The 10,995-nt window shown below is 70.8% G+C and carries 4 protein-coding genes, 1 tRNA gene and 1 rRNA gene; 5 read left to right on the top strand and 1 reads right to left on the bottom strand.

The genetic code is table 11. From position 1 onward, the window contains the following. From rrf to ABZ719_RS24325, 3 genes are all read left to right on the top strand, one after another. Nucleotides 1-86: ribosomal RNA gene (gene rrf, locus ABZ719_RS24335) — 5S ribosomal RNA — on the top strand; the annotation flags it as partial. Nucleotides 87-185: 99 nt separating this feature from the next. Further along, nucleotides 186-881 (top strand): DegT/DnrJ/EryC1/StrS family aminotransferase, encoded by a 696-nt coding sequence (locus ABZ719_RS24330; RefSeq protein WP_366727290.1) that lies wholly within the window; start codon nt 186-188, stop codon nt 879-881. Between the two features lie 41 nt (nt 882-922). Further along, a tRNA-Thr gene (locus tag ABZ719_RS24325) sits at nt 923-995 on the top strand. 65 nt (nt 996-1,060) lie between these two features. Here ABZ719_RS24325 and ABZ719_RS24320 read toward each other — a convergent pair. Continuing rightward, nucleotides 1,061-3,823 carry a SpoIIE family protein phosphatase gene (locus ABZ719_RS24320; protein ID WP_366727289.1) on the bottom strand — a complete coding sequence of 921 codons (2,763 nt, stop codon included), beginning with the start codon at nt 3,821-3,823 and terminating at the stop codon, nt 1,061-1,063. A gap of 338 nt (nt 3,824-4,161) precedes the next feature. Between ABZ719_RS24320 and ABZ719_RS24315 the strand changes: the two genes are divergently transcribed. Both ABZ719_RS24315 and ABZ719_RS24310 read left to right on the top strand, forming a co-directional pair. Further along, the gene (locus tag ABZ719_RS24315; protein ID WP_366727288.1) at nt 4,162-9,690 is read left to right on the top strand and encodes a HAMP domain-containing protein; all 5,529 of its coding nucleotides are present in this window, start codon (nt 4,162-4,164) and stop codon (nt 9,688-9,690) included. A 561-nt stretch (nt 9,691-10,251) separates the two neighbouring features. After that, entirely contained in the window at nt 10,252-10,932 is a 681-nt protein-coding gene (locus ABZ719_RS24310) for a response regulator (RefSeq protein WP_366727287.1), read from the top strand. The last annotated feature ends 63 nt before the right edge of the window (nt 10,933-10,995 follow it).

The following is a 10,995-nucleotide window of genomic DNA, read 5'->3' as shown; positions in this document are numbered from 1 at the left end:
GTTACATTCCGAACCCGGAAGCTAAGCCTTACAGCGCCGATGGTACTGCAGGGGGGACCCTGTGGGAGAGTAGGACACCGCCGAACAATCATTCAAAGGGTTGGACCTGGAACTTCGGTTCCGGGTCCAACCCTTTTTTGTTCTCCGTCACTTGACGTTCACGTTGCCGGAGCAGCATCCGCCGCATGGGTACTGCTGCTCTGCTCAGAGCCGCCGGCGTCGGAGTCGGTGATGAAGTCGTCGTTCCGGCGTTCGGCAATGTCGAGGTGGCCGAGGCGGCCGTCCAGGTGGGTGCGCTGCCGGTGTTCGCCGACATAGACCCCGTGACCTACTGCCTCGACCCGTCCGCCGTCGAAGCGGCCGTAACTCCCCGGACCGCGGCGGTCGTTGCCGTCCACCGCTTCGGCCGGACCGCGGACCTCGCGGGGCTGCGCGGAGTCGGCCGTCGGCACGGGCTGCTCGTGCTGGAGCACGCCGAGACCGAGGTGCCGTACGACGAGAGGGCGCGGCGCAGGGAGCGTGCCGCCTATCTGGACGCCAGGCTGCGCGGTGTGCGGACGCCCGACGGGGGCGACGGACACGCCTACCAGCAGTACGTGGTGCGGGTGCCGGGCAACGGCCGGCCCGACCGTGACGCCTTCGCACGGGCCGTGCGGGCGAGGGGAGTCGACTGCCGGGTCCCCGTGAAGACGCCCGTGCACCGGCTGCCCGAGTTCCGGCGCTGCGTGTCCCTGCCGGAGACCGAACGGGCCGCCGGGGACACGCTGGCGCTGCCGGTGGACGCCTCGCTGACCCGGCGCGAGATGCAGCGGATCGTGGCCGTGTGCAATGCGCTCGGCGGACCGGTCGTGGTTGGGAGCACGGCTGTGTTCGGGGTATGATCTATTCCGTTGCCACGGGGGAAACCCCGAAAAGGCGACAGGCCCCTATAGCTCAGTCGGCAGAGCGTCTCCATGGTAAGGAGAAGGTCAACGGTTCGATTCCGTTTGGGGGCTCAGAGAGAAAAGACCCCGCCCTTTCCGGGCGGGGTCTTTCGCATGTCCGGGCCAGGCCCCCGGCCTCAGTCGGTCAGGACCTCCGGGACCCGCATCGCCAGGATCGCCATGTCGTCGGACGGCGCGTCCGAGGCGAAGCGCTCCACCGCGCGCATGATGCGGGCGGCGACCGCGCCCGCCGTCAGGCCCGTGCAGGTGGTGAGGACGTCCGCGAGGCCGTCGTCGCCCAGCATGCGCGTGCCCTCGCGGCGCTCGGTGACGCCGTCGGTGACACAGAGCAGGACGTCGCCCGGGTCCAGCGTGACCGACTGCTCGTACAGCTCCAGGTCCTCCATGACGCCGAGCAGCGGCTGCGGTTCCGCGGCGGGCTCGACCGTGCCGTCCTGGCGCAGGCGCAGCGGCAGCGGGTGGCCGGCGCAGACGACCTTCAAATGCGCGCTGCCGTCCTCCTGGGGCCACAACTCGCCGTACAGGAGCGTGAGGAAGCGGCTGCGGGCGCCCTCGTCGAGGATCGCCGAGTTCAGGCGCTCCAGGACGGCCGGGCCGCCGTAACCCTCACGGGCGAGCAGGCGGAGCGCGTGCCGGGCCAGGCCCGTGACGGCCGCCGCCTCCGGGCCTGTACCGCAGACGTCGCCGATGGCGAAGCCGTAGGCGCCGTCGCGGATGGGGAAGAGGTCGTAGAAGTCGCCGCCGACCTCGTTGCCCTCGCCGGCCGCGCGGTAGATGACGTCGACCTCGACCCCGTCGACCTGCGGGAGTCCCGGCGGCAGGAGGCTGCGCTGGAGGGACTGGCTGATGGCCGTGCGCTCGGAGTACAGGCGGGCGTTGTCCAGGGCGAGGGCGGCGCGGCGGCTGAGGTCCTCGGCGAGTTCCAGGATCTCCTGGCGGAAGTGCTCGTCGGTGGGCTTGCCCAGGGTGAGCATGCCGATCACGCGGTTGCGGGCCACCAGGGGCAGGACGACCGTCTCGCCGCCGACGGCGGAGGCCGTGGCGAGGGTCGGGCCGATGGCCGTACCGATGCGGTGGTCGGAGTCGCCCAGGCTGAGGCTGCGCATGGAGCTGCGCAGGGCCGCCTGGTGGGCGGCCTCGCCGGGGGCGGACCAGACGCGGGCGCCGGGCGTCGGCACCGGGTCGGGCGGGGCGATCTTCGACAGCAGGGACTTGATGCCGTCGATCAGTTCCTCGTCCTCGTGCAGGACGTAGGACAGATACGGCTCGGAGGCCTGGTCGGCGATCGTGTAGACGGCGCACCAGGTGGCCAGGGTGGGGACCGTCATCTGGGCCATCAGGGCGAGGGTCTGGTCGCGGTCGAGGGTGCCGGCCAGCAGGTCGGAGGCCTCGACGAGGAAGCTCAGCGAGCCGCGGCGCAGCCGCTCCAGCTCGCCCAGGCGGGCCGATTCGACGGCCAGGGCGATGCGGTCGGCGGCGAACTGCAGGCGCAGCGCCTCCTCGTTGGAGTACCTGCCGGCTCCTTCGGCCGCGACGCCCAGGGAGCCGGTGAGACGGCCCTCGACCTTGAGCGGGACGGTGACGACGGAGCGCATGCCGGTGCCGCCGAGCAGGGGGACGGCGCCGGGGGCGGCGGTCAGGTCGTCGTGGACGGCGGGCATCCGGGCCGAGCCGTAGCGGCCGGGACCGGCCTCGACGGGGACGCGCGCGAAGCGCTGGCGGGCGGAGGGCAGGCCCGTGGAGGCGCGGACCTCCAGTTCCGTCTCGTCGTCGGTGGCCAGGAGCAGGAAGGCGGCGTCGCCGTCGAGCATGTCGCGGGCGCGTTCCACCGTGCGCTGCAGGAGGCCGTCGAGGTCGTCGGGGGCGGGGGAGCCGATGAAGACCTCGAAGGGGTCGGCGCCGTCGGGGGAGGTGCTCTTGGCGTCGTTGCTCGCGGGGGTGCGCAGCGGGGTCTGCAGGACGGCGCGCTCGTGTTCGCGTACCAGGAGGCAGACCGTGGAGGGTTCGCCGCCGGTGTCGCGGACGCGCAGGTGGGAGGCGTAGACCGGGATGACGCGGCCGTGGGCGCCGCGGACGCCGTAGCTGCCCTCCCAGCGGGAGAGCCGGAGGGCCTCGGCGATGCCGGTGCCGGTGCCGGGCGTGTGCGGCCAGGCGGCGAGGTCGGTGAGGGGCTTGCCGGTGACCTGCTCGGCGGAGTAGCCGAAGAGTTCCTCGGCGTCCTCGTTCCAGGCGGTGATGGTCCCGCCGCGGTCGACCTGTACGACGGCCACGCGGACCCGGCCGTCGGCGACGGGGAGGAGTTCGGCGGGCAGCGAGGGGCCCGCGGTGCGGGTGCCGACCGGGCGTTCGGGCAGGTCGAGCTGGAACCAGACGTTCTTGTGCGTGGGGGTGTACTCCACGCCCCAGCGGCCGGCCAGGGCCGCGCACAGCTGGAGGCCGCGGCCGCCCTCGCGGTCGGGGCTGCCCATGGAGACCGCGGCGCTCTGCAGCGGGACCTCGCGCTCGGGATAGCGGTCGGCGACCTCGATCCGCACCCCGTGGTCACTGCGCAGGCACAGGACGTCCGCGGCGGTGCCCGCGTGGACGACGGCGTTGGTCACCAGTTCGCTGGTGAGGACAACGGCGTCGTCGACGACGTCGCCGAAGCCCCATCCCTGGAGCGTGTCGCGGACGAAGGACCGGGCGGTCGCGACCGATCGCCCCAGGGGCTCGAAGCTGGCGGCCGCGCGCGCGGTGATCACAGAACTCCTCGTCCGGTTGTCTTCGGGCAGCTCTCGGAGGCCGTCCGGCTCGCCCCGCTGCTCCGGCAGCTGGGGGCCCTCGGGCCCCGTCGGCCGCGGCTCCGGGGACTGTCCCGGGGGGATCACTCCGGTGGTCATGTGTGAGGCCGCCCTCCGATGCCCGCTCGTTCCGTGCCACCGCCCAGGCCGGTCGGACCGGCTCGGCTGGACAGCCGCATGCAAGGTTACTTACCTTCGCCGTCCGTGCGGATGCCGGTCACCACTGATTTCGCCCGGAGGGTGTGCGGACGGTGTGCGAAGCTGCCGAACTGTTATGGCCTGGTTCGGTGGGGGTGAAACACTGGGCAGGCTTCTGTCGACGGTACGGGCAGGCCGAGTGCGGTCCACCCGTGCGGGGCAGCAGCACCTGGTGCGGCCTGGTGGTACCGGGCGGTAACGACGCAGCAGTGACGGTCGATCCCTGCGGGAGGGACACAGTGGAGTCTGGCGCAGCGACGCGGAGCACGAAGACGCGCGCGAAAGGCGGACAGTCCGGCCAGTCCCCGAGCAGCCGGCGCGCGCCGCGGGGCGCGACCACGGTGGTCGACACGGCCGCACTGAACCGGCTTCTGGCGGCGCTGGCGGGGATGCGGGACGGGAACTTCCGCAAGCGGCTCACGGTGTCCGGGGACGGCGTGATGTCGGAGATCGCCGCGGTCTTCAACGAGGTGGCCGACCGCAACCTGCATCTGACGGGCGAGCTGGCGCGGGTGCGGCGCATGGTGGGACGTGAGGGAAAGCTCACGGAGCGGCTGGAGACCGGTGCCTGTGAGGGCTCCTGGGCGGCCGCGATCGAGAACTCCAACGCCCTGGTCGACGATCTCGTACGGCCCGTCTCCGAGGTCGGCCGGGTGCTGTCCGCGGTCGCCGAGGGCGATCTGTCCCCGCGGATGGAGCTGCGCACGCAGGTCACGGACGGTGCCGGGCATCCGCTGCGGGGCGAGTTCCTGAAGGTCGGGCGGACCGTCAACAATCTGGTGGACCAGCTCTCCACGTTCACGGATGAGGTCACGCGCGTGGCCAGCGAGGTGGGCACCGAGGGCAAGCTGGGCGGCCAGGCGCGGGTGCGGGGCCTGTCGGGGTCCTGGAAGGACCTCACGGACTCCGTCAACACGATGGCGTCCCGGCTGACGGCGCAGGTGCGCGACATCGCGCTGGTGACGACGGCGGTGGCCAAGGGCGACCTGTCGCGGAAGGTCACCGTGGACGTGGCCGGCGAGATGCTGGAGCTGAAGAACACCGTCAACACGATGGTCGACCAGCTGTCCGCCTTCTCCTCGGAGGTGACGCGGGTCGCCCGTGAGGTGGGCACCGACGGCATCCTGGGCGGCCAGGCGCACGTGCCGGGGGTGGACGGCACCTGGAAGGAACTCACCGACTCGGTGAACCTGATGGCCGGCAACCTGACGGCCCAGGTGCGCGGGATCGCGCAGGTGACGACGGCCGTGGCCAACGGTGACCTGTCGCAGAAGGTGACCGTCCCGGCGCGCGGTGAGGTCGCGCGGCTCGCCGAGACGATCAACCAGATGACCGAGACGCTGCGGATCTTCGCGGACGAGGTCACGCGCGTGGCCAACGAGGTCGGCGCGGAAGGGCGCCTGGGCGGTCAGGCGATCGTGCCGGGCGTGGCCGGGACGTGGAAGGACCTGACGGACTCCGTCAACACGGTGTTCCGGAACCTGACCACGCAGGTGCGGGACATCGCCGCGGTGACGACGGCGGTGGCCAGCGGTGACCTGTCGCAGAAGGTCACCGTGGACGTGGCCGGCGAGATGCTGGAGCTGAAGAACACCGTCAACACGATGGTCGACCAGCTCTCCGCGTTCGGTGCCGAGGTCACGCGGGTGGCGCGGGAGATCGGTGTCGAAGGTGAGCTGGGCGGCCAGGCGCAGGTGCCCGGCGCGGCGGGCACGTGGAAGGACCTCACCGACTCCGTCAACACGGCCTTCCGCAACCTCACCGGTCAGGTCAGGAACATCGCGCAGGTGACGACGGCCGTGGCCAACGGTGACCTGTCGCAGAAGGTCACCGTGGACGTCTCCGGCGAGATGCTCCAGCTGAAGAACACCGTCAACACGATGGTGGACCAGCTGTCCTCGTTCGCCGACCAGGTGACCCGGATGGCCCGGGACGTGGGCACGGAGGGCCGGCTGGGCGGCCAGGCGCGCGTGGACGGCGTGTCGGGCACCTGGAAGGAACTCACCGACTCCGTCAACTCCATGGCGTCGAACCTGACCGGTCAGGTGCGGAACATCGCCCAGGTGACGACGGCCGTGGCCCGCGGTGACCTCTCGCAGAAGATCGACGTGGACGCGCGCGGGGAGATCCTGGAGCTGAAGAACACCATCAACACGATGGTCGACCAGCTCTCCGCCTTCGCCGACCAGGTGACCAAGGTGGCCCGCGAGGTGGGCACCGAGGGCCGGCTGGGCGGTCAGGCGCAGGTGCCGGGCGTCGCGGGCGTGTGGCGGGACCTCACCGACTCGGTGAACGGCATGGCGGGCAACCTCACCTCCCAGGTGCGCAACATCGCGCAGGTCGCCACCGCCGTGGCCCGCGGTGACCTGTCCCAGAAGATCACCGTGGACGCGCGCGGGGAGATCCAGGAGCTGAAGAACACCCTGAACACGATGGTGGACCAGCTCTCCTCGTTCGCCCAGGAGGTCACCCGCGTGGCCCGCGAGGTGGGCACCGAGGGCATCCTGGGCGGCCAGGCCGAGGTGCAGGGGGTGGCGGGCACCTGGAAGGACCTCACCCAGTCCGTGAACTTCATGGCGAACAATCTGACCATCCAGGTCCGCAACATCGCCGAGGTCACCACCGCGGTCGCCAAGGGCGACCTGTCGAAGAAGATCACGGTCGACGCCAAGGGCGAGATCCTGGAGCTGGTCACCACCGTCAACACGATGGTCGACCAGCTGTCGTCCTTCGCCGAGCAGGTCACCCGGGTCGCCCGCGAGGTGGGCACGGAGGGCATCCTGGGCGGCCAGGCGCACGTGCCGGGCGTGGTCGGCATCTGGAAGGACCTCAGCGACAACGTCAACCTGATGGCCAACAACCTGACCATGCAGGTGCGCAACATCTCCCAGGTCGCGGCGGCGGTCGCCAACGGCGACCTGACGCGGACGGTGACCATCGAGGCGCGCGGCGAGGTGGCGCAGCTCGCCGACACCTTCAACACGATGGTGAAGACACTGAGTTCGTTCGCCGACCAGGTCACCAAGGTGGCCCGCGAGGTGGGCACGGACGGCATCCTCGGCGGGCAGGCGTACGTCCCGGGCGTGGCCGGCACCTGGAAGGACCTCACCGAGTCGGTGAACCAGATGGCGTCCAACCTGACCGGTCAGGTGCGCAACATCGCCATGGTGACGACCGCCATCGCCAAGGGCGACCTGACGAAGAAGATCGACATCGACGCGCGCGGGGAGATCCTGGAGCTGAAGACGACCATCAACACGATGGTCGACCAGCTCTCGTCCTTCGCCGAGGAGGTCACCCGGGTGGCCCGCGAGGTGGGCACGGAGGGGCAGCTCGGCGGGCAGGCCCGGGTGCGGGACGTCGACGGCACCTGGCGCGACCTGACCGAGTCGGTCAACGAGATGGCCGGGAACCTGACCCGGCAGGTGCGTGCCATCGCGCGCGTGGCGACCGCCGTGACCCGCGGCGACCTCAACCTGAAGATCGACGTCGACGCCTCCGGCGAGATCCAGGAACTGCAGGACTACATCAACAAGATGATCGCCAACCTGCGCGACACCACGATCGCCAACAAGGAGCAGGACTGGCTCAAGGGCAACCTGGCCCGCATCTCCGCGCTGATGCAGGGGCGCCGCGACCTCCAGGACGTGGCCTCGCTGATCATGAGCGAGCTGACGCCGGTGGTCTCCGCCCAGCACGGCGCCTTCTTCGTCGCCGTGCCCCGGACCGACGACAAGGACTTCGCCGACGACCCCGAGAACGCCTACGAGCTGCGGATGCTCGGCTCCTACGGCTACTCGATGGGATCCATGCCGACCTCGTTCCGGCCGGGTGAGGCGCTGATCGGGACGGCCGCGCAGGAGAAGCGCACGATCCTGGTGGAGCGGGCGCCCAGCGGCTACCTGAAGATCTCCTCCGGGCTCGGCGAGGCGCCGCCCGCGCAGGTGATCGTGCTGCCGGTGCTGTTCGAGGGCAAGGTGCTCGGCGTGATCGAGCTGGCCTCCTTCACACCGTTCACCCACATCCAGAAGGACTTCCTCAACCAGATCGCGGAGATGATCGCCACCAGCGTCAACACCATCTCCGTCAACACCAAGACCGAGCAGCTGCTGAAGCAGTCCCAGGAGCTGACCGAGCAGCTGCGGCTGCGCTCGGAGGAGCTGGAGCAGCGGCAGAAGGCCCTCCAGGCGTCCAACGCCGAACTGGAGGAGAAGGCCGAGCTGCTGGCCCAGCAGAACCGCGACATCGAGGCGAAGAACTCCGAGATCGAGGAGGCGCGGCAGGTCCTGGAGGAGCGCGCCGAGCAGCTCGCCGTCTCCATGCGCTACCGCAGCGAGTTCCTGGCGAACATGTCGCACGAGCTGCGCACACCGCTGAACTCCCTGCTGATCCTGGCCAAGCTGCTCGCCGACAACGCGGAGGGGAACCTCTCGCCGAAGCAGGTGGAGTTCGCCGAGACGATCCACGGCGCGGGGTCCGACCTGCTCCAGCTGATCAACGACATCCTGGACCTGGCGAAGGTCGAGGCGGGCAAGATGGACGTCTCCCCGACGCGTATCGCGCTCGTCGAGCTGATCGACTACGTCGAGGCCACCTTCCGGCCGCTGACCGCGGAGAAGGGCCTGGACCTGTCGGTGCGGGTGTCGCCGGAACTGCCCGCCACCCTGCACACCGACGAGCAGCGGCTGCTCCAGGTGCTGCGCAACCTGCTGTCCAACGCGGTGAAGTTCACCGACTCCGGGTCGGTCGAACTCGTCATCCGTCCCGCGCGCGGGGACGTGCCGCAGGCGATCCGGGAGCAGTTGCTGGAGGTCGGCTCGCTGACCGATCCGGACACGGAGATGATCGCGTTCTCGGTGACCGACACCGGCATCGGCATCGCGGCCAGCAAGATGGGCGTGATCTTCGAGGCGTTCAAGCAGGCCGACGGCACCACCAGCCGCAAGTACGGCGGGACGGGCCTCGGGCTGTCCATCTCGCGGGAGATCGCGCAACTGCTGGGCGGTGAGATCCACGCCCAGAGCGAGCCCGGCCGCGGCTCCACGTTCACCCTCTACCTGCCGCTGCACCCGGGCGAGTTGCCGCCGCACGGCTACCAGCAGCCGGTGACCGGCCTGGACGCCGACGACCTGGCCGCCGCCGGTGAGCCGCACCTGACGGAGCTGCCCGGCGTCTCGCACGCCTCCGAGCTGACGGCCGCACAGGTCGAGACGCCGGCGGAGGTGAAGTCGTACCAGGAGACGCAGAACGGTGCCGCCGCGCTGTTCCGGCGCCGCCGCAGGGCGCTGCCCTCCACCGAGCGGCAGGGGCACGAGGACCGGCCCGAGCAGTGGCCGGCCCGGGAGACCGGGCAGCCCGACGGGGCGCCGCAGGGGAGCCGGGACGTCCGGTTCGGCGGCGAGAAGGTGCTCATCGTCGACGACGACATCCGCAACGTCTTCGCGCTGACCAGCGTCCTGGAACAGCACGGCCTGTCGGTGCTGTACGCGGAGAACGGCCGCGAGGGCATCGAGGTCCTGGAACAGCACGACGACGTGGCGGTCGTCCTGATGGACATCATGATGCCCGAGATGGACGGGTACGCGACGACCACGGCGATCCGCAGGATGCCGCAGTTCGCCGGACTGCCGATCATCGCGCTGACCGCGAAGGCGATGAAGGGCGACCGGGAGAAGGCGATCGAGTCGGGCGCCTCCGACTACGTGACCAAGCCGGTCGACCCCGATCACCTGCTGGGCGTGATGCGGCAGTGGATGAGCGAGGAGTGAGGCGCCGGCCCGGGGCCGCCCCGGCCGGGGCCGCGGTGGATGCCCGAGACTCGCGGTGACGGGGGCGCGGTGAGCCTGGGGCTCGCGGTGACCGGCCGCGCTTGGGCGGGTGCCGGGGACCGGGGCGGTCCACCGGGGACGCGGTGGGCGCGCCGGGGCTCGGGGTGACCCGGACTCCCGGCGGGTGCGCGGCCCGGACGACCGGTTCCGCAGGGGGTGTCCGGGTCCGGAACGCCCCGTTTTCTGGTGGGTGCCGGAGACCGGAGTGATCTGTTCTCCGGTTCCGGGAACCTTCCGGGGGCGCGCGGAGTTGTTGACTCAGGGTGCGCGATGTCGTGTAGAGATGCGGGATTCGGGGAACCTTCTGGTCTCCTGCCGCGTTTCTGCTACGTGCACAGTGACATCGCGGTGACAGGGTGTGGTGACAGGCGGGGTGCGGCTACGATGACCGGCACAAGGACGGGCGGCGCAAGGGAGTCGTCCTCCGGGGCGGCCTCCACCGGTGCTGCCCCGGTTCCTGCGGACAGGGGCGGCCCCAAGCCGGGGCGAGGAGGGCGGGCCATGGTGCAGAAGGCCAAGATCCTCCTGGTCGATGACCGGCCGGAGAATCTGCTGGCGCTGGAGGCCATCCTCTCCGCGCTCGATCAGACGCTGGTGCGGGCATCGTCCGGGGAGGAAGCGCTCAAAGCGCTGCTCACGGACGACTTCGCGGTCATTCTGCTGGACGTCCAGATGCCGGGCATGGACGGGTTCGAGACGGCCGCGCACATCAAGCGGCGGGAGAGGACCCGGGACATCCCGATCATCTTCCTCACCGCGATCAACCACGGCCCCCACCACACCTTCCGCGGCTACGCGGCGGGCGCGGTGGACTACATCTCCAAGCCGTTCGACCCCTGGGTGCTGCGCGCCAAGGTCTCGGTCTTCGTGGACCTGTACATGAAGAACTGCCAGCTGAAGGAGCAGGCGGCCCTGCTCCGGCTCCAGCTGGAGGGCGGCGGCAAGGGCGGCGTCGGCGAGGGTAAGGAGGCGGCCGGACTGCTCGCGGAGCTGTCCGCGCGCCTCGCGGCCGTGGAGGAGCAGGCGGAAGCCCTCTCCAAGCAGCTCGACGACGACTCCGCGGACGCCGCGGCGGTGGCCACGGCGGCCCACCTCGAGCGGAAGCTGACGGGGCTGCGCCGGGCGCTGGACGCGCTGGAGCCGGGCACGGGCAGTCCCTCCTCGCTGCCGTCACAGAACTGACGCACGCCCTGGGCCCGTTGGGGCGGCCGGGCGAGGTTCCACCGCCCCTGACCGGGCAACTCC

Origin of the sequence: Streptomyces sp. NPDC006743 (assembly GCF_040703815.1) — a bacterium.
Taxonomy (GTDB): Bacteria; Actinomycetota; Actinomycetes; order Streptomycetales; family Streptomycetaceae; genus Streptomyces.
The sequence above is the reverse complement of the archived record's forward strand: the minus strand, read 5'-3'. Positions and strand labels throughout refer to the sequence as shown.

Bases quoted from the DNA above. Each gene is read 5' to 3' on its own strand.
- ABZ719_RS24320 (WP_366727289.1), bottom strand. From the start codon at position 3,823: ATGACCACCGGAGTGATCCCCCCGGGACAGTCCCCGGAGCCGCGGCCG.
- ABZ719_RS24330 (WP_366727290.1), top strand. From the start codon at position 186: ATGGGTACTGCTGCTCTGCTCAGAGCCGCCGGCGTCGGAGTCGGTGAT.
- ABZ719_RS24310 (WP_366727287.1), top strand. From the start codon at position 10,252: ATGGTGCAGAAGGCCAAGATCCTCCTGGTCGATGACCGGCCGGAGAAT.